Source organism: Rhodococcus sp. WS3 (assembly GCF_003797085.1).
GTDB classification, from domain to species: domain Bacteria; phylum Actinomycetota; class Actinomycetes; order Mycobacteriales; family Mycobacteriaceae; genus Rhodococcus_F; species Rhodococcus_F globerula.
Genome location: NZ_RKMA01000001.1, coordinates 2,581,724 through 2,600,651 on the forward strand (window position 1 = coordinate 2,581,724; position 18,928 = coordinate 2,600,651).

The 18,928-nt window shown below is 59.9% G+C and carries 18 protein-coding genes; 9 read left to right on the plus strand and 9 right to left on the minus strand.

The genetic code is table 11. The annotated features are described in order from the left end of the window. Positions 1–11: 11 nt before the first annotated feature. The 4 genes from EEB13_RS11710 to rsmG form a co-directional block, all read right to left on the minus strand. On the minus strand, positions 12–695 hold the full coding sequence (locus EEB13_RS11710; RefSeq protein ID WP_033235299.1) for a hypothetical protein: 684 nt from the start codon (positions 693–695) through the stop codon (positions 12–14). 256 nt (positions 696–951) lie between these two features. Beyond that, positions 952–2,040 carry a ParB/RepB/Spo0J family partition protein gene (locus EEB13_RS11715; protein WP_141485311.1) on the minus strand — a complete coding sequence of 363 codons (1,089 nt, stop codon included), beginning with the start codon at positions 2,038–2,040 and terminating at the stop codon, positions 952–954. A 1-nt stretch (position 2,041) separates the two neighbouring features. Beyond that, complete coding sequence (locus EEB13_RS11720; RefSeq protein ID WP_233363932.1) at positions 2,042–3,097, minus strand: ParA family protein; 1,056 nt, start codon at positions 3,095–3,097, stop codon at positions 2,042–2,044. 60 nt (positions 3,098–3,157) lie between these two features. Further along, positions 3,158–3,838, minus strand: a complete 681-nt coding sequence (gene rsmG, locus EEB13_RS11725; protein ID WP_033235301.1) for a 16S rRNA (guanine(527)-N(7))-methyltransferase RsmG — start codon at positions 3,836–3,838, stop codon at positions 3,158–3,160. Positions 3,839–4,398: 560 nt separating this feature from the next. On the opposite strand from rsmG, the gene EEB13_RS11730 reads away from it, so the two are divergent. After that, positions 4,399–4,908 carry an SMI1/KNR4 family protein gene (locus EEB13_RS11730; RefSeq protein ID WP_141485312.1) on the plus strand — a complete coding sequence of 170 codons (510 nt, stop codon included), beginning with the start codon at positions 4,399–4,401 and terminating at the stop codon, positions 4,906–4,908. Positions 4,909–5,075: 167 nt separating this feature from the next. On the opposite strand, the gene EEB13_RS11735 is transcribed toward EEB13_RS11730, so the two are convergent. Genes EEB13_RS11735 through rpmH form a run of 5 tightly spaced genes read right to left on the minus strand, consistent with a single transcriptional unit; the run spans position 5,076 to position 7,689 of the window. After that, a complete protein-coding gene (locus EEB13_RS11735) occupies positions 5,076–5,648 on the minus strand; it encodes a protein jag (RefSeq protein WP_033235303.1) in 573 nt (190 codons plus the stop codon). A gap of 20 nt (positions 5,649–5,668) precedes the next feature. Then, positions 5,669–6,784 (minus strand): membrane protein insertase YidC, encoded by a 1,116-nt coding sequence (gene yidC, locus EEB13_RS11740; RefSeq protein ID WP_141485313.1) that lies wholly within the window; start codon positions 6,782–6,784, stop codon positions 5,669–5,671. A 4-nt stretch (positions 6,785–6,788) separates the two neighbouring features. Further along, complete coding sequence (gene yidD, locus EEB13_RS11745; protein WP_072782717.1) at positions 6,789–7,142, minus strand: membrane protein insertion efficiency factor YidD; 354 nt, start codon at positions 7,140–7,142, stop codon at positions 6,789–6,791. Beyond that, entirely contained in the window at positions 7,139–7,519 is a 381-nt protein-coding gene (gene rnpA, locus EEB13_RS11750; protein ID WP_092805317.1) for a ribonuclease P protein component, read from the minus strand. The genes yidD and rnpA overlap by 4 nt, the downstream gene beginning before the upstream one ends. Positions 7,520–7,545: 26 nt before the next feature. After that, complete coding sequence (gene rpmH / locus EEB13_RS11755; RefSeq protein WP_003942540.1) at positions 7,546–7,689, minus strand: 50S ribosomal protein L34; 144 nt, start codon at positions 7,687–7,689, stop codon at positions 7,546–7,548. Positions 7,690–8,505: 816 nt separating this feature from the next. On the opposite strand from rpmH, the gene dnaA reads away from it, so the two are divergent. From dnaA to gyrB, 8 genes are all read left to right on the plus strand, one after another. Then, complete coding sequence (dnaA, locus tag EEB13_RS11760; protein ID WP_033235306.1) at positions 8,506–10,059, plus strand: chromosomal replication initiator protein DnaA; 1,554 nt, start codon at positions 8,506–8,508, stop codon at positions 10,057–10,059. Positions 10,060–10,640: 581 nt separating this feature from the next. After that, entirely contained in the window at positions 10,641–11,825 is a 1,185-nt protein-coding gene (gene dnaN / locus EEB13_RS11765) for a DNA polymerase III subunit beta (RefSeq protein WP_033235307.1), read from the plus strand. A 22-nt stretch (positions 11,826–11,847) separates the two neighbouring features. Next, positions 11,848–13,086: a DNA replication/repair protein RecF gene (gene recF, locus EEB13_RS11770; RefSeq protein WP_045066067.1), complete on the plus strand. Its 1,239-nt coding sequence runs from the start codon at positions 11,848–11,850 to the stop codon at positions 13,084–13,086. Then, a complete protein-coding gene (locus tag EEB13_RS11775; RefSeq protein ID WP_033235309.1) occupies positions 13,079–13,612 on the plus strand; it encodes a DUF721 family protein in 534 nt (177 codons plus the stop codon). Before recF ends, EEB13_RS11775 begins: the two co-directional genes overlap by 8 nt. 86 nt (positions 13,613–13,698) lie before the next feature. After that, entirely contained in the window at positions 13,699–14,592 is an 894-nt protein-coding gene (locus EEB13_RS11780) for a metal-dependent hydrolase (protein ID WP_033235310.1), read from the plus strand. Positions 14,593–14,696: 104 nt separating this feature from the next. Continuing rightward, complete coding sequence (locus EEB13_RS11785) at positions 14,697–15,716, plus strand: PDR/VanB family oxidoreductase (RefSeq protein WP_410055763.1); 1,020 nt, start codon at positions 14,697–14,699, stop codon at positions 15,714–15,716. A 27-nt stretch (positions 15,717–15,743) separates the two neighbouring features. Continuing rightward, on the plus strand, positions 15,744–16,667 hold the full coding sequence (locus tag EEB13_RS11790) for an alpha/beta fold hydrolase (protein WP_141485314.1): 924 nt from the start codon (positions 15,744–15,746) through the stop codon (positions 16,665–16,667). Between the two features lie 197 nt (positions 16,668–16,864). Continuing rightward, a complete protein-coding gene (gene gyrB, locus EEB13_RS11795) occupies positions 16,865–18,901 on the plus strand; it encodes a DNA topoisomerase (ATP-hydrolyzing) subunit B (protein WP_033235312.1) in 2,037 nt (678 codons plus the stop codon). The last annotated feature ends 27 nt before the right edge of the window (positions 18,902–18,928 follow it).

The window sequence follows — 18,928 nt, forward strand, 5'->3', positions numbered from 1 at the left end:
ACGCGCGTTACTCACACGCGTGTCAGTTCACCGACCTGAATCATCTCGAGGGCCGCGGCCTGCAGGAGTCGATCGAGGGCTTCCTCGACGTCGACTTTCCACTCGTGGTCCCGATCGAGTTCGAGCCGCAAGCGTGGGTACCGATGATGGGGCGCAACAACCTCGAAGCCGTAATCCTCGAGGAAATCTGCGCTGATCATGCATTCCTCCGGTGAACATTCCAATGCTGCAGTTGCCGACGCGATATCCGACGCCGACTCCTGCTCATGTGCGCGGATACCAAAAGCTTCGAGGGCACGGACACCGCGTCGAACGAGATCGGTCACCACAGCGGAAATGAGGGCCGGCCCGAGGCTTTCCTCGACGCCCGACGGCTCCAGCCGAAGACTGGTCAGCAGAACGGCGTCAGAGCTGACGGGACTGGTGGGGAACATCTGGGCGCGCGGAATGGTGCGGGGAGGGGCGTAGAGAGCGCTGCCGAGTGGTTTGCCGTCCTTGACCGCGACCTGGCCGCAGGATCCCCACTCGAGCATAACCATCGACAGCCACGCTTCTTTTTCGAATTCCTGATCGCAGAATCCCCGCGCATCGTGAAGGGCCGCCGGATCCATCTCCCAGAACACACAGCGGCGAGCGTGTGCCGAAAGTTGATCGAGACCGTCAAGCCGCAGCGATGTGATGACGTGAGTCGACACTGGCTAACTCACTTCCGTAGGTCGCGATCTCAATTTTGGTATCTGCCGAACATTTAGGTCTCCGCCGCACATTTTTGCCCTACCCGACGCGTTTTCCTTCTCCAGAATAAGCCACCACAACTCCGTCTGCGCTGCCGCTGCACCCGCCACATCAAAACTGTTGCGGTTCAAAGTATTTCACTTCCAGGAACCGCTCAGCATCAACATTTTGTCACAGTGACGAAACTAGCTGGTATGGATGGATGTCGATGTTTCGTCACTTGTTCGATTTCTGCGCTTCCATCATGCCCACGATGCGCTGAAGGTCATCCACCGAGCCGAACTCGACCACAATTTTGCCCTTCCGCTTACCCAAACTGACCGTCACGCGGGTGTCGAACGAGTCGGACAACCGCTCCGCCACATCCTGCAGACCCGGCATCATGATCGGCTTCCGCTTCTGTGGGGGAGCGATCTCACTGTCTGCGCGGTTGGCCAAAGTGACAGCTTCTTCTGTCGCTCGGACCGACATTCCTTCCGCCACGATGCGCGCCGCCATCACTTCCTGAGCGTCGGCACCCGCCTCGAGGGAGAGCAATGCACGAGCATGCCCGGCCGACAGGACGCCAGCAGCGACGCGTCGTTGGACAGCCACCGGCAGCTTCAGCAGACGGATCATGTTGGTCACGACGGGGCGCGAGCGACCGATACGGTTCGCCAATTCCTCGTGCGTCACTTCGAATTCTTCGAGCAACTGCTGATACGCGGCAGCCTCCTCGAGGGGATTCAACTGAACACGGTGAATGTTCTCGAGGAGCGCATCACGCAACATCGAGTTGTCGTCGGTCTCACGAATGATCGCCGGAATCTTCTCGAGGCCGGCTTCCTGGCTCGCCCGCCAGCGGCGCTCACCCATGACAAGTTGGTACTTGTCACCGTTGCGGCGAACCACGATCGGCTGCATCAAACCGAACTCACGGATGGAATGCACCAACTCCGCAAGTGCTTCTTCGTCGAAAACGTGACGCGGCTGCTTCGGGTTGGTCTCGATCAGACTCGGTTCGATCTCGAGGTAGACAGCGCCAGCGGATGTCAGTTCAGACTCGAGTTCATCCGCGGTCGGCACTGCAGTCTTTGCGGCGCCAGCTTTGGATTTTGCGGTTTTGGGGGCCGCTGTCTTCGGTGGGGGAGGGGAGGGGTTGGCCTTCTCGCCGCCGTTTTCACGGCTTCCGATGTCACCGCTTCCCACCTCACCGCCGATGATGAGATCCGCTGCTGCCGCCCCCAGTCCGGGTGCAGTGGCCGGACCGGTAGGAATCAGTGCGGCAAGGCCGCGGCCCAATCCGCCTTTACGTGCCTGGCTCATCTCACTGCTCCTGCGTCGTAGTGGTGACAGAGCGTCCGGCCAATTCGCGGCCGGCATCGAGGTAACTCATCGCCCCGCGTGAACCCGGGTCGTAATCGAGAACGGTCATGCCGTAGCCCGGAGCTTCGGAAACCTTGACGCTTCGGGGAATCACAGCCCGGAGAACGGTGTCGCCGAAGTGCTTACGCACCTCTTCTGCCACCTGGTCGGCGAGCTTGGTGCGGCCGTCGTACATCGTCAGGAGAACGGTCGAGACATGCAGATCGGGATTCAGGTGTGCCTGCACCAATTCGATGTTTCGCAGCAACTGGCCGACACCCTCGAGGGCGTAGTACTCGCACTGAATCGGGATCAGAACTTCCTTGGCCGCGACCATCGCGTTGACGGTCAGAAGGCCGAGAGACGGCGGGCAGTCGATGAGGACGAAGTCCACGTCCAGCTCCGCGAGCACCTTGTCGTTGAGCGCGCCCTTGAGACGATTCTCGCGAGCCACCATCGACACCAGTTCGATCTCGGCGCCGGCCAAGTCGATTGTCGCGGGGATGCAGAGAAGCCGTTCACTGTGCGGGCTTGTCTGAACCGCGTCAACGGCCTTCACTTCGCCGATGAGGAGCTCATAGCTCGAAGGGGTACCCGAGGTGTGAACGACGCCCAGAGCGGTGCTGGCGTTGCCCTGAGGGTCCAAATCGACCACGAGGACGGTAAGCCCTTGAAGGGCGAGCGCAGAAGCGAGGTTGACGGTTGTTGTTGTCTTGCCGACGCCACCCTTCTGGTTGGCAATCGTGATGACCCGACGGAAAGCGGGCTTGGGCAGGGTCACCGAGTGCGGGTGCAGCACCTGGCTTGCGCGATGCGCGGCAGCGCCGATCGGAGTCTCTTCCGAGGAGATCTCGGAATAGGGAGCCGTGAAATTCTCGTCGTCATTGATCACCGGGTCCGCGTTCACGCTCGGCTGCGGTGTTGCTGTTTCACGTGAAACAGCGGTCTCCGGCGACGGAGCGGTTTCGGACGTAGTAACAATTTCCGGTGAAACCACGGCTTCAGATCGACCCGACATTGACTGCTCCTTCGATTGCGAATCGACCACTGCGTGCTCTCATCATGTGTACTTCCTTCGTCATCGCTGACGCCGTTTGGGGAGACGCTCGGCCTTGACCACGACAGTGGGCGTCCGGAGAAATTTGGATCCACACTCGAGTATTTCGAACTTGCCCGCGCCGAGTTTGGTCAACGCGGTTCGGTCGCGCTCGATCTCTTCCGCAGCGCTCGAACCCTTCAGCGCAAGCATCCGACCGTGCTCGTGAATGAGGGGGAGTGACCAACGGGCCAGCTTTTCCAGCGGCGCAACAGCACGCGACGTCACTACGTCGGCACCGCCGGCTTCCTTCACTACGCCAGATTCTTCGGCGCGCCCCCGGACCACCAGAACATCCAATCCGTTGGATTCGATGAACTCGGCGAGGTACACAGACCGCCGCAGAAGCGGTTCGACCAGAGTGACTTTGAGGTCCGGCCGCGCGATTGCGAGAGGGATACCCGGCAACCCGGCTCCACTTCCTACGTCGACAACAGACTCACCTTCGGCGATCAACTCACCAATGACAGCGCAGTTGAGCAAGTGACGTTCCCAGAGTCGCGGCACTTCACGAGGTCCGATGAGCCCGCGCTCAACACCGTCCGTCGCCAGAGATTGGTAGTAGCGTTCTGCAATGTCGTATCGATCGCCGAACACAGCGCGCGCAGTCGCTTGTTCATCCCAGTCAACCGACGCCGCACCATTTTGTTCCACGTGAAACATCCTCCCGCGTATACCGCGAAATCAACAATCAAGACCAAAGTTATTATCCGTGTTATCGCCGACAAGTGTTCACTTCTACGCGTCGACTCGCTGTGAGTCTGCCAACTCATTCGCGGTCGCGCCAGGTTTCACGTGAAACATGCTCATTCAAAGAGAGATCCCTTCGAGCAGTATCATCACAGTGACGAAACTAAGCAGGGTTCCTATATGGGAAAATTTCGTCCCGGAAATTGTCCAATTCATTGAACTTGAGGTGAGGCGTTTCACGTGAAACCATCCGGCGCATTCATCCCGCCCCAGACATTCTGAAAATGACAATTACCGACTCATGGCTCACGTACATGGGTGCGGTTCTACTCACTTCATGACGGCCAGCAACAGCCGACTGGGGGAGGGGACTTAATCGGCAGCCTGTTCCCGAACTTCGGTTTGCTCGGTCTCGACGAATTAGTCGCCAACCATAAATACTGCCGAGATCCGGAAACACTCCATGACACTGAAGGACTCGGCGACGACTGGATTCAGGTCGCTCGGCAGCAACAAGCCGGGAAGTCGCGCACATGTTCCTCGATACTTATCTTCCGTTCGCAGAGGACGGATCCGGCGACCTGTTATACGTCGACACCCGCGGGGGTCAGCAACAAGGTTTCGTTCGCGAGTTCGGCTGGGAGGTCGCTGATGACTGCAATCCTGTATCGGCGTCGTTGACGGACTATGTCGATTCGGTTCGGATCAGTATCGAATCGGGCACCGAATATTCCGGCCTGCTTCCGACCTTCGAGGAAGGCGCGCTCATATGGGACGTCGACTACAGCGACAGCCCTCCGCCGGTACCTCCGCCGGTACCTCCGCCGAAACCGACTGTGATTCGAATACCGTTCGCCCTAACGAGCTTTCTGCCGTCACAGATCGGTCCCGAAGATGACCTGATCGATCTCGACTTCGTCAGGCAAGCAATCATCGACGGTTGTACGCGATCTACCGCCCCAAGTGCCCCCGCCAACGAGGTGTCTCGGTCAGTTGGCTCCTCGGGCTCGACACACGGACTGTCACATTCGTTGCCGTGGTGACGGATATCGGCAACGAGGTGATCGTTCACGAGATACCAGAAGAGGGTGCCGTTTCCGCGACCGTTTCACGTGAAACCGATTGCCGGAAAATGCGACCGGAAAATGCAAAAAGAATGCGAGCCCCGGATCGAATCCGGGGCTCGCATTCTCGTACTGCTGGGGGAGTGTCAGTCCTTCAGGACAACCACTCGACGTGACGGCTCAGCGCCTTCACTTTCGCTCGATACGCCCTTCACCTTGGCGACGGCGTCGTGCACGATCTTGCGTTCGAACGGCGTCATCGGCGCCAGTTCTTCACGCTCACCGGTTTCAAGAACACGTGCAGCAGCCTCGGCACCGAGGGCACTGAGTGCTTCACGACGGCCGGCACGCCACCCGGCGATGTCGAGCATCAAGCGGCTACGTTCACCTGTGGACTGCTGGACGGCAAGGCGGGTCAATTCCTGGAGAGCGTCTAGAACCTCGCCCTTACGGCCAACCAGCTTGGTCAGATCGTCCCCGCCGTCGATGCTGACGATCGCGCGATCGCCCTCGACGTCCAGGTCGATATCACCGTCGAAGTCGAGTACATCGAGCAACTGCTCTAGGTAATCGCCGGCGATTTCGCCTTCTTCGATCAGGTCGTCGTCAGAATCGTCGATGTCTGAATCTTCGACGTCGACGTCGGTAACGGGCGCAGCGATTTCAGTGCTCACGTCTGCGTTTTCTCCATCCAAAGCGGTGTCAGCATCACTGGACATTGGTCGTTCTCTTTCCTCGATCAGCGCCGCTTATTGCGCTTGGGGGAGTTACCGCGATTGCTCTGTGGCCGGTTCTGTTTCGGTTTCGCCGAAGCGCCGCCACCCCCCGAGCCGGTGGGCTTGGTCGCTGGCTTGTCGGCCTTGTTGAGAGATACCTCGGGCAACTCGGATTCGTCTGATGATTCCGTCGCACTCAGTGCTGCCGGAGATCCCTTTTTCTTGGCGGGATTCGGGCGAGCACCGGGCTTGGGAGCATTGTCGTTTCGACGTGAGATCGCTTCTTGCTTCTTCTCTTCTTCTTCGGCATCGATCTTGCGGAAGACGAGGTGCTGCTGACCGTAGGTCCAGATGTTGTTGGCAACCCAGTACAGAAGAATTGCGATAGGCAGGAACGGTCCACCGACCAGAACACCGAGCGGGAAAACGTAGAGCGCGAGCTTGTTCATGATCGCGGACTGTGGATTCGCTGCGGCAGCTTCGGACTGGCGGGCGACGGATGCGCGGGAGTTGAAGTGCGTAGCAATGCTCGCGATGATCATCAGCGGAGCTGCAACCAGGATGATGTTCAGTCGTGACGGCAACTCGGGAACGTTCTCGGTGACGTAAGCCTGAAGCTGTGCGACGGGGGTTGTGATCGCAGCCGAGATCGGTGCACCGAACAGACGTGCGTCCAGGAAGGATTGCACATCCGCAGCGCTGAACACGTAGTTAGGCGTGCTGGCGTTCGTAGCGGGATCCATACCCAGCTGACCCATACCGGTTCCGGTTCGGTTGAACGAACGTAGAACGTGGAACAGACCGATGAAGACGGGTGCCTGAGCCAAGACCGGGAGGCAACCCATGATCGGGTTGAATCCGTGCTCTTTCTGGAGCTTCTGCATCTCGACAGCTTGACGCTGACGGTCACCTGAGTACTTCTTCTGCAGAGCCTTGATCTGCGGCTGCAGTTCCTGCATCTGTCTGGTGGTGCGGACCTGCTTCACGAACGGCTTGTACAGAACCGCACGCAGCGTAAACACCAGGAACACCACTGCGAGTGCCCAGGCGAAACCGCTGTCTGCGCCGAACACAAAGCCGAAGACCTTGTGCCAGACCCACAGAATCGCGGAGACCGGATAGTAAATGAAATTGAGCACGGCTCTAAGTACTCCTCTGTTCGTCCATAGGACCGCGGTGGCGGCAACCCGCATCACGGCCACGACGGGGCGGAACGGGGTCCCACCCTCCAGAATGCCAGGGGGCACACTTCGCCAACCGCACCACAGTCAAGAAAAGGCCTTTGATCGCCCCGTGTGTACGGAGGGCATCCACCGCATACTCGCTACACGTGGGGGTGAACCGGCAGGTCGGCATCCGCAGGGGCGACACATACGTCCGGTACAACTCGATACAGAAGATGAGAACAGTGGCGGGAGCGCGACGCACAGCCTTCAAAACCGTCAGAAAACGGGAGGCTGAGGGAGTTTCGATCTGCTCATCGAGCGGAGTACTCATGGCTCTTCACTTACCGACACCAATAGATTCATTTTGCCCAGACCTGCGCGCAACTGCTTGGCCAACTCATCGGAACTGGCGCTCGCGCTACCCGGAAGTGCACGAATAACCACATCGGTTTCCGGTGAAACCTGTTGTGCGAGGTCTGCACATATATGACGAAGCCGGCGCGCGACTCGATGTCGAATCACCGCCGGCCCGACAGCCTTGCTCACGATCAGCCCGAATCGGGGACCGTGATTTGTTACTACCAACGCCTCTACCTGCTCGCGATTAAACGCGTGCACGACAAGGTCGCGTCTTCCCATACGACGACCACGTCGCACCGCCACGGAAAAATCCGAGTGGCGGCGCAACCGGTACGGCTCAGGCAACACCCCGAGCTCCTGATCTCAGAATCAGATCAGGCTGTCAGGGAATCGCGGCCCTTACGGCGACGCGCCGAAACGATTGCACGACCCGCACGGGTACGCATACGAAGACGGAAGCCGTGAACACGCGCGCGGCGGCGATTATTCGGCTGGAACGTCCGCTTGCCCTTGGCCACGGTCAACACTCCTCGAAGTTCATTGGCGCCTCCCGGCGCCCTCTAATTGATCGGCGCCACCTGAGCGCCTTGGATCTAACGGTCTTCTCCACCCGGCAAGCGGCTTGGATAATCCTTCCGACCCGACATATGTAGTCAGCACGAAACGATCACCACCAGCGGGTGACTGTTCGAGGTTACTTACCACCGTTGCCAAGGTCAAACCAGCGCATTCGGCGGACACTCCTCCGAAGCAGAAGCGACACGCCGAATGTCCTCGAATCCCCGATTTTCGAACCCGGATGTGCATAGGTCGTTGACCTCGAGCGAGGCACCGAGTGTGACCTTGGCAACATTTTCGCAACGGTGCTCAGAGCATACAAAACCCGGTGTACGCAATTCCGGCGGAAGAGCACTCGACAAGGCCTCATCTGCACGTTCGGTCCGGGGGTCAGGTTGCGACACGGAAACCCAAGTTTTGGCATTCATCCACAGGGCTGTGAGTATCAACGCACCGCTACCGCCGAGTGTCCAACGCCTCGAGTTACAACAAAAGGCCAGGTAGATCGACTTCGGGTTGGATTCTCAGGAAAAATCCCACAAATAAACCGACTCGGTGCACGTTTGTCCACATCTGTGGATAATTGTGTGGAAACACAGTTCAGGTGGCATATTCGTAGGCTGTTACGAGGTTTCTCACCTCAGGTGGCAGACACACCAACAGACATAACAAAAGTGTCACACCAGCGCACATCCCCACCACCGAACATCCATGCCGCAGCAACGTGCTCGGTAGCGCCAGCGCACTCGCTGTCGGTGAAACACGGAAGGAACCACGTGAACGACGATCCCAACGCGCTCGAACGTGCCTGGGTCGACGTGGTTGCAGAACTCACGAGTGATGACCCCGGGAACGATCTTCCGATACTGAGTAGTAAGCAGAAGGCATTCGTCCGCCTGGTGAGACCACTCACACTCGCGCAAGGATTTGCACTCCTCTCGGTTCCGTCGTCCTTCGCTCAGGAGACCATCGAGCGCGATCTGCGCGAACCGATTCTGCAAGCACTCGGACGACATCTCGGTGGACAGGTCGAGGGCCTCGGCGTCCGTATCGCTCCTCCCGACGAAGATTCGGCAGAACCGGAAGAGCGCACGGGAAGCCGGCAGTTCGAATCGGTCAGCAGTTCCGGCGCCTACCGTCGACGCCGATTCACCGAAGGCGACGGAGAACCATCCGACTCCGAGACCGCCGAGAGCGAAGAGGTCGACGACGACCGGGAAGCATTGGCGAGCGTTCACGAATCGTGGCCGTCGTACTTCACGAAACCGCCGTCGACGCCGTCCTCGTCGAATTCCGGTGCAAACAGCCTCAACGCGAAGTACACGTTCGACACGTTTGTCATCGGTTCGTCCAACCGATTTGCTCACGCTGCCGCGGTCGCGATCGCGGAGGCGCCCGCCCGGGCCTACAACCCTCTCTTCATCTGGGGCGCGTCCGGGCTCGGCAAGACGCATCTGCTGCACGCGGCCGGCCACTATGCGCAACGGCTCTTTCCCGGTATGCGCGTGAAGTACGTCTCCACGGAAGAATTCACGAACGACTTCATCAACAGTCTTCGCGACGACCGCAAGGTGGCATTCAAGCGCCGCTACCGCGAGACGGACGTCCTCCTCGTCGACGACATCCAGTTCATCGAAGGCAAGGAAGGTATCCAGGAAGAGTTCTTCCACACCTTCAACACCTTGCACAACGCGAACAAACAGATCGTCGTCTCCTCCGACCGGCCGCCCAAGCAGTTGGCAACCCTCGAGGAGCGTCTGCGGACGCGATTCGAATGGGGCCTGATCACCGACGTTCAGCCGCCGGAACTCGAGACGCGTATCGCGATCTTGAGTAAGAAGGCGCGGATGGATCGCCTCGAGGTGCCGCACGACGTCCTCGAGCTGATCGCCAGCCGGATCGAGCGCAACATCCGCGAGCTCGAGGGCGCGTTGATTCGTGTCACCGCGTTTGCCTCGCTCAATCGGCAGCCGTTGGATCTCACGTTGGCGGAAGTTGTCCTTCGGGACCTGATGCCCGATTCGTCGAGCCTCGAGATCAATGCGGCGACGATCATGGCCGTGACGGCCGAATACTTCAATATGTCGATCGACGACCTCTGCGGGCCGGGTAAGGCCCGTCCGCTCGCTCAGGCACGCCAGATCTCTATGTATCTGTGCCGTGAGCTGACGGATTTGTCATTGCCGAAGATCGGTCAGACGTTCGGGCGTGACCACACCACGGTCATGTACGCGGACAAGAAGATCCGTAAGGAAATGACCGAACGTCGCAAGGTGTACGACCAGGTACAAGAGCTGACGGCTCGGATCAAGCAGCGTTCCAAGCGCTGACCTGCATTTTTTACCGGTGCCCCCTCGAGGGGGAAAGTCCTTCCCTCGAGGGGGCACCGCTGTGTCGACTGCGTCCCTCGAGGGCGTGTCATTCCTCCAAACCCACGACACGCCAGGGTTCGACACGCCGATTAAGTTAAACCTTTCGTTTCTTCTGGAAAGTATTCACATCTGGGGATAACTGTGTGGATAACTTCGAAAGTCTGTGGAGATCTCGAGGAGTAATCCGAAAACTTCTTGTCTGTGCACAGAGGGGCCTGATCGCTCCTCGAGTCTGTCCTCGAGAAGTCCACAAGCCCTCGAGGGGGCAGACCTGCATCGACAACCGTTACTCCACAGATTGCACAGGACTTATTACTACTACTGAGAAATTTCTAGGAAAAGCTCTTTAAAAGTAGATTTGTGGACAACTCCTGTGAGGAACCTCGGAACGGGCCTCGCTCGTCCCCGTCTCGGCTTTCCTGATCGCCCCTCGAGGGCATACGGTTGGCGTCGCACCCCGTTGTGCCAAACTTGTCATCTGACGTCTGTGCCAGACTTGCTGTCACCAGAACATGCCTACCGAGAGGAATTACCCGGCGATGGAGCTTGGAAGCCTGAAGTTTCGCGTATCCCGGGAAGAGTTCGCAGATTCAGTTGCATGGGTTGCCCGTAGCCTCCCCTCGAGGCCGCCGGTTCCCGTTCTCGGTGGCGTTCTTCTCGATGCAACCGAACAGGGACTCACGGTCTCCGGCTTCGACTACGAGGTGTCCGCTCAGGTTCGCGTTTCCGCAGATGTCACCACTGTCGGTCAGGTCCTGGTTTCCGGTCGCCTCCTTGCCGACATCACCAAGTCCTTGCCCAACAAGCCTGTCGATGTCACCCTCGAGGGCACTCGCGTTCTGATCTCGTGCGGAAGTGCAAAGTTCTCCCTGCCGACGATGCCGGTCGAGGACTACCCGCAGCTTCCGACGCTTCCGCAGCAGTCGGGTTCCATCCCGGTAGATCTGTTCTCCGAAGCGATCAGTCAGGTTGCCATCGCAGCTGGTAAAGATGACACCCTGCCGATGTTGACCGGTATTCGCGTCGAGATCGCCCAGAATTCCATTGTTCTGGCTGCGACCGACCGTTTCCGTCTTGCTGTCCGTGAGCTCGAATGGATGCCGGCAAACCCCGATGTCGAGGCTGCGGTTCTCATCCCGGCAAAGACCCTGTCCGAATCCGCGAAAACGCTTGCCGGAAACGCAAGTTCGCCGGTCGAGCTGGCTCTCGGTTCCGGCTCGAGCATCGGTAACGACGGTCTCCTCGGTATCGTCAACGACGGCCGTCGCACAACGACTCGCCTCCTCGATGCCGAGTTCCCGAAGTTCCGCCAGCTTCTGCCGGCGCAGCACACGGCCATGGCAACCGTCGAGGTTGTTCCGCTGATCGAAGCCATCAAGCGTGTAGCTCTCGTGGCAGAGCGTGGCGCTCAGGTGCGTTTGCAGTTCTCTTCCGAGGGACTGCTGCTCTCCGCTGGTGGCGACGACGCCGGCCGCGCTGAGGAAACTCTCAACGCAACGTTCCAGGGTGAGCCGTTGACCATTGCGTTCAACCCCGGATACCTCACGGATGGACTGAACTCGCTGCACAGCGAGAACGTCCTGTTCGGCTTCACGACGCCCAGCCGTCCCGCAGTTCTGCGTCCGGCTACCGACGAAGATCCGACACCGGATGAGTCGGGTAACTTCGCTGCGCCCTCGAGCGAATACACCTACCTGCTGATGCCGGTTCGACTTCCAGGCTGATAATTGCTGTTGGGCGGCATGAGTGTTCGTTCGTAGATTCTCGTTGCGGGACTTCCGTTCGTGGGATTCCCTGACACTCGATCTGGTACCGGGAACAACTGTGTTCCTCGGTTCCAACGGGCACGGTAAAACCAACATCCTCGAGTCGCTCGGCTACTTGTCGACGCTGTCCTCTCATCGGGTTTCTTCTGATGCCCCGATGATTCGCAACGGTTCCGCTAGCGCTTTTGCCGGTGCAACGGTGGTCAATTCCGGTCGTGAACTCACCATCGACGTCGAGCTGATCGAGGGAAAGTCCAACCGCGCCAGGATAAATCAGTCGCCGGCGCGGCGTCCCCGCGAAGTACTCGGCATCCTTCAATCCGTGATGTTTGCGCCGGAGGATCTGTCGTTGGTTCGCGGTGATCCTGGTGACCGCCGGCGATATCTCGACGAACTGTTGACGTTCCGCATCCCTCGAATGGCCGCTGTACGTGCGGATTACGACAAGGTGTTACGTCAACGCTCAGCGCTGCTGAAAACGGCGGGCGGGGCACTACGACGCGGTTCCGGTAGCGGCGAGAATGTTCTCTCCACCCTCGAGGTGTGGGACGGGCATTTGGCGGCGCACGGCGCACAATTGTTGGCCGGACGTCTCGAATTGGTTCACGATCTCGCTCCGCACCTTGCCGAGTCGTATCGCTCGATAGCGCCGGAATCGAGGCCAGCGTCGATGCGATACCGCAGCAGCCTCGGAACGTCGTTGGATCCTGAATTCACCGATCCCACAAGGATTCCCGGAATCGACGACGTCGCGTACCTCGAGGAGCGTTTCCATCACGAATTGTCGGTGATGCGAACCAAGGAAATCGATCGGGGGGTATGTCTGGTCGGTCCGCACCGTGACGACCTGGAGTTGATTCTCGGGGACAGCCCCGCAAAGGGCTTTGCCAGCCATGGGGAATCGTGGTCGTTTGCGTTGTCGCTGCGGCTCGCGGGGTTTGCGTTGCTGCGAACAGAAGGCAGTGACCCAGTACTACTGCTCGACGACGTTTTTGCGGAATTGGATCGGCGCCGTCGCCGTGCGTTGGCTGCGGTCGCCGCCACCGCTGAACAGGTCATTGTCACCGCCGCAGTTCCGGAGGACGTTCCGGACGAACTCGAGGCAGCCAAGTTCGGCGTCGAAGCATCGGAAACACCCGAAGGTCGTATTTCACGGATAGTCTCGAAAGACTGGTCTGCGACGACGGACTTGTCCGAGGGGGTCGAGAATCGTGACTGACGAAAAAGAGCCCGAACTTCGGGGTATCGATTTGGCTCGCCGAGCCCTCGAGGAGGCCCGTGCTGCGGCTAAGGCCAACGGCAAAGCTGTCGGCCAGGGCCGGTCGTCGCCCAAGTTCGGTAGCGGTAGGCCGCGTCGACGCGGAGGGTGGTCCGGCCCCGGCCCCGATGCCCGCGACCCACAACCGTTCGGTGCACTGACCAGCGCGGTATCCAAATCACGCGGCTGGTCCCCGAGAGTGTCCGAAGGGACGGTTCTCGGCCGGTGGCCGCAGGTTGTCGGTGAAGACATCTCGGCGCACGCCGAGCCCATTTCCCTTCGTGAAGGGGTTCTGAGCATCTCGGCGGAGTCGACGGCCTGGGCGACTCAGTTGCGGATGATGCAGTCCCAGATTCTCGCGAAAATCGCAGTGGCTGTGGGTGACGGCGTCGTGAAGACACTACGGATTACCGGGCCGAGCGCGCCCAGTTGGCGTAAGGGCGAAAGGCACGTCAAAGGCCGCGGACCTCGCGATACGTACGGCTGAGCAAGGCCTGGTTGTACCTATTACTTCATGTTACAGTTACCCTAGTTCTGGGTGAACTGTGTCACAGAGCATGAAGGGGTAGTCAGATGCCGAGCAAGGTACACGCCGAGCCTGATCACATCTTGTTGCAGGCACGCAATGTCGAATTCGACTGGTCCGACCTGCCAATGCACTGGATTCCGGGTGACCCGTTCAGTACTCACGTACTCAACGTGCTGCATCTGCTGCTCCCGGCCGGTGAAGAGTGGTTTGTCGAAACGTTCAAGGAAGCACTCCCTCTCATCGAGGACGAGAAACTTCGTGACGACGTTGTCGGCTTCATCGGCCAGGAAGCCATGCACGCCGGTGCTCACACCGGTGTGCTGGTCCATCTGAAAGAAAATGGACTTGATCCGACGGCGTACACGCAGCAGATGGAATGGGCCTTCTCGAAGCTGCTCGGACCCCGTCCCCTGACAGGCTTGCGAGCCGAAAATCACCTGGTCGAGCGTCTGGCGATCATCGCGGCCATCGAACACATCACAGCGTTTCTCGGTGACTGGGTTCTCAACGCCGACGGTCTGGATCGGGCCGGTATGCACCCGACGATGCTCGACCTGCTTCGTTGGCACGGAGCCGAGGAAGTCGAACACCGCTCCGTCGCGTACGACGTGATGCGCTACTTCGACAAGCGTGAAACCCGCCGTATCCGCACTCAGATCCTGGTCACGCCCGTCATCGTGTGGTTGTGGATCCGCGGTACCCGATTCCTGATGCGCAACGATCCCGAACTTGCCAACCAGGCGCCGAGTCGGCGTCGCCCGCACTTGTCGGATTTTGTGGCAGCAGGCAAGCGCGGCACCGTCCCCACCAGTTTCGAACTGGTCAAGCGGATGTCGACGTACTTCTCCAAGTCGTATCACCCCGGAAAAGAAGGTTCGACGGCTCAGGCCGTGAAGTACCTGGCGTCCTCGCCGGCTGCGCAGGCGGCGGCACGGTGATTCCGTCGATTGCCAGGATCAAGGACGTCCTGATCGGGCACGACGGTCTTCCGCGGCACCAGGCTCCGCCAGATCTCGCAGGTCGCGCTCGCCCCGATCGGGCTATGCGGATCACAGAGTCGTTGGCGGACAAGTACCTTCGCGTTCTGACGGCATACGACTACAACCCGAAGATCGCCGGTCACAACCCGGATACCGCGCTGAACATGGTGGTCAGTGCCCGTGAAGTGGTGGCGACAGACGAGAATGTTGTCCGCCTGCGCTTCGAGTCTGCAGACGGCTCGCCGCTTCCCCCGTGGCAGCCCGGCTCTCATCTGGATTTCCATTTGCCTTCCGGTTTGCGTCGACAGTATTCGCTCTGCGGTGACCCCGCTGATCGCTGGGGATATACCGTCGCCGTGCGCCGAATTCCCGACGGTGGTGGTGGTTCCGTCGAAATGCACGCACTGCAACCAGGCGAGCACGTGACAGTTCGTGGTCCGCGCAACGGGTTTCCCTTTGTCGGCGAGGGTGGTGCACTCTTCATTGCCGGTGGTATCGGAATTACTCCGATCATTGCAATGGTGCGGGCTGCAAGGGAATTGGGAATGGACTGGCACTTCGTGTACTCGGGCCGCTCCCGCGAGTCCATGCCGTTCCTCGAGGAGATCGCTACCTGGGAACCGGAACGAGTATTCGTGCGGCCTGACGATGAATTCGGATTACCCACTGCCACAGATCTTCTGGAAAAGGCTCCGGAAGGTGGAGCCGTGTATTGCTGTGGCCCGACGCCCATGCTCGACGCAGTGCGCACGAGTTTTCGTGAAACCTACTCCACGGCTTTGCATTTCGAAAGATTTGGAGCTCCGCCGGTAATTGGCGGGGTCCCGTTCGAAGTTCAATTGGTCAGCTCCGGTGAAGTGTTGACCGTGAATGCCGACCAGTCGGCACTCGACGTTGTCCGGAAAACCCTGCCCGGTGTCGGCTACTCGTGCCAGCAAGGCTTCTGCGGGACCTGCCGGGTGAAGGTCCTCGCCGGCACTCCGGATCACCGCGAAAACCGACTGACCGATGCCGAACGCGAAAACGAGATGCTGATTTGTGTGTCGCGTTCCGACGGCGGACGACTGGTACTCGATCTCTAGTTCTACTCACCTACGAAGGGTCTGCAGATGACCAAGCACGCGCCTCTCCATGCCGTAACTGCACGCAGCGTCACCAACGGTGCCGTCAGCCTTGCCGTATTCGAGCAGGGCCCGGTGGACGGTGAGACGATCGTCCTCGTTCACGGGTGGCCGGACACTCACGAACTGTGGAACCGCGTCGCGGCGCTGCTGGCCGACAATTTCCGTGTTGTCACCTACGACAGCCGTGGGGCCGGCGAGAGCACGATCCCGTCGCGAGTGCAGGACTACCAACTCAGTGCGATGGCCGGTGATCTGTTTGCCGTGATCGACGCCGTCAGTCCGAACGAGCCGGTTCACGTCGTTGCTCATGACTGGGGATCCGTCGAAACCTGGGAGGCCGTCTGCGAGCCGGGCGCCGAGGAAAAGATCGCATCCTTCAGTTCCATATCGGGACCGAATCTCGACCATCTCGGTAAATGGATCCGTTCCAGTGCGTCCAAGCGGCGGTTCCGCGGGCCGGCCGCGCAAGCTGTGGCGTCGGCGTACACGGTGCTGTTTCAGATTCCAGGTCTGTGCACGGTGCCGTTGCGGCTGTGGTTTTCCAAGCACTGGCCGGCATTTCTGGGATTTTTCGACGGTCTCGACCCGAAATCGGTGGTGACCGCGCCGACAATTGCCGACGACATGGTTAACGGTCTCAAGTTGTACCGAGCCAATATTCGGCCTGCTCTGGGCAAACCGCGTGAACGGTACACGGACGTTCCCGTTCAGTTGATCCTGAACAAGTACGACAAGGCAGTTCGCCCGGTGGGCTTCGAAGATACGGAAAAATGGGTCTCCGACCTGCGGCGAACCGAAATTGCGGCCGGTCACTGGTCGCCGATTTCACACGCCGGCGAGGTTGCCGAACATGCGCAGGCCTTTATTGCGAGCCTGAGAGAGCGTCGCCGGGAGAAGCAAACGTCCTAGCGATTCACCCTCCCAGGACCAAAATAATTCGCCTGTGGCGCAGCCAGGGGTGTCATTGGGCGGTTCCTGTCGGTGCTTACCAGTAAGATGGTCTCCGGTAACTAGCGGCAACATTCTCGAACCCGCTCCGACGACACCCGCAAGGGCTTGCTGACGGCTGCGCTCGAGTATTGACGGAGAAGGAGAGCTACCAACCCGTGGCTGCCCAGAAGTCAGATACAAGCACTTCCAGCAAGGACTACAACGCGTCGTCCATCACAGTCCTCGAAGGACTGGAAGCGGTACGTAAGCGCCCAGGCATGTACATCGGTTCCACCGGTGAGCGCGGCCTGCACCACCTGATTTGGGAGGTCGTCGACAACTCTGTCGACGAGGCGATGGCCGGACACGCCACCAAGGTCGAGGTCACCCTCCTCGAAGACGGCGGAATTCGCGTCGTCGACGACGGTCGTGGCATCCCGGTCGGAATGCACGCGTCCGGAGTTCCCACCGTCGAGGTCGTGCTGACTCAGCTGCACGCCGGTGGCAAGTTCGACTCCGATTCCTATGCCGTCTCCGGTGGTCTGCACGGTGTGGGCATCTCGGTGGTCAACGCGCTCTCCACCAGGCTCGACGTCGACATCAAGGTCGACGGCTACGAGTGGCATCAGACGTACACGGACTCCAAGCCCGGCGAGCTGATTCAAGGTCCCGCCACCAAGGAGACCGGAACCACGGTCAGCTTCTGGGCGGATCCCGAGATCTTCGAGACCACGCGCTACAACTTCGAGACCGTTGCGCGTCGCCTGCAGGAAATGGCTTTCCTCAACAAGGGTCTGACGATCACGCTCACCGACGAGCGCGCCGAGGTCATCGATGTCGACGAGGAATCGATCGACGTCGCGGAGGCACCCAAGTCGGCAGCCGAGACGCAGGAAGCGGCTGCTGCCGCTCCGCGCAAGGCCAAGACCCGCGTCTACCACTACCCGGGTGGACTCGAGGACTACGTCCGTCACATCAACAAGTCCAAGAGCCCCATCCACAACTCGGTGGTCGGATTCACGGCCAAGGGCACGGGCCACGAGCTCGAGGTAGCAATGCAGTGGAACTCCGGTTACTCGGAGTCCGTGCACACCTTCGCCAACACCATCAACACGCATGAGGGTGGAACGCACGAAGAGGGCTTCCGCGCGGCGCTCACCACGGTCGTCAACAAGTACGCCCGTGACAAGAAGCTGCTCAAGGAAAAAGAGCAGAACCTCAACGGTGACGACATCCGTGAGGGTCTCGCGGCCATCGTGTCGGTCAAGGTCGGTGAGCCGCAGTTCGAGGGCCAGACCAAGACCAAGCTCGGCAACACCGAGGTCAAGTCCTTTGTGCAGAAGGCGTGCAACGAGCACCTTCAGCACTGGCTGGAGGCCAACCCCGCTGACGCCAAGACCATCGTGAACAAGGCGGTCTCGTCGGCGCAGGCCCGTATCGCTGCCCGTAAGGCCCGCGAATTGGTTCGCCGTAAGAGCGCGACCGATCTCGGTGGCCTGCCAGGCAAGCTTGCGGACTGCCGCTCCAACGATCCGGAAAAGTCCGAGATCTACATCGTGGAGGGCGACTCGGCAGGTGGCTCGGCCAAGTCCGGCCGCGACTCGATGTACCAGGCAATTCTGCCGCTGCGTGGCAAGATCCTCAACGTCGAGAAGGCCCGTCTTGACCGCGCATTGAAGAACACCGAAATCCAGTCGATGATCACCGCCTTCGGCACCGGCATCCACGACGAGTTCGATATCGCGAAGCTGCGCTATCACAAGATCGTGCTCATGGCCGACGCCGACGTCGACGGTCAGCACATCGCGACGCTGCTGCTCACGCTGCTGTTCCGCTTCATGCGCCCGCTGGTCGAGCACGGTCACGTCTACCTGGCCCAGCCGCCGCTGTACAAGCTGAAGTGGCAGCGCAGCGAGCCGGAATTCGCGTACTCCGATCGTGAGCGCGACGTCTTGGTGAAGGCTGGTCTCGAATCCGGCAAGAAGATCAACAAGGACGACGGCATCCAGCGTTACAAAGGCCTTGGCGAGATGAACGCCAAGGAACTGTGGGAAACCACGATGGACCCGACGGTGCGCGTTCTGCGCTTGGTGACGTTGGACGACGCCGCTGCCGCCGACGAACTGTTCAGCGTGTTGATGGGTGAGGACGTCGAGGCCCGGCGCAGCTTCATCATCCGCAATGCCAGGGATGTCCGTTTCCTCGACGTGTAGGGCCTACGGCCCTGTGCGCCTTTCCGG

Excerpts from the sequence above, each read along its gene's own strand:
- EEB13_RS11715 (WP_141485311.1), bottom strand. The coding sequence starts at position 2,040 with ATGAGCCAGGCACGTAAAGGCGGATTGGGCCGCGGCCTTGCCGCACTG.
- EEB13_RS11720 (WP_233363932.1), bottom strand. The coding sequence starts at position 3,097 with ATGTCGGGTCGATCTGAAGCCGTGGTTTCACCGGAAATTGTTACTACG.
- rsmG (WP_033235301.1), bottom strand. The coding sequence starts at position 3,838 with ATGTTTCACGTGGAACAAAATGGTGCGGCGTCGGTTGACTGGGATGAA.
- EEB13_RS11730 (WP_141485312.1), top strand. The coding sequence starts at position 4,399 with ATGTTCCTCGATACTTATCTTCCGTTCGCAGAGGACGGATCCGGCGAC.
- EEB13_RS11735 (WP_033235303.1), bottom strand. The coding sequence starts at position 5,648 with ATGTCCAGTGATGCTGACACCGCTTTGGATGGAGAAAACGCAGACGTG.
- yidD (WP_072782717.1), bottom strand. The coding sequence starts at position 7,142 with ATGAGTACTCCGCTCGATGAGCAGATCGAAACTCCCTCAGCCTCCCGT.
- dnaN (WP_033235307.1), top strand. The coding sequence starts at position 10,641 with ATGGAGCTTGGAAGCCTGAAGTTTCGCGTATCCCGGGAAGAGTTCGCA.
- EEB13_RS11780 (WP_033235310.1), top strand. The coding sequence starts at position 13,699 with ATGCCGAGCAAGGTACACGCCGAGCCTGATCACATCTTGTTGCAGGCA.
- EEB13_RS11785 (WP_410055763.1), top strand. The coding sequence starts at position 14,697 with ATGCGGATCACAGAGTCGTTGGCGGACAAGTACCTTCGCGTTCTGACG.
- EEB13_RS11790 (WP_141485314.1), top strand. The coding sequence starts at position 15,744 with ATGACCAAGCACGCGCCTCTCCATGCCGTAACTGCACGCAGCGTCACC.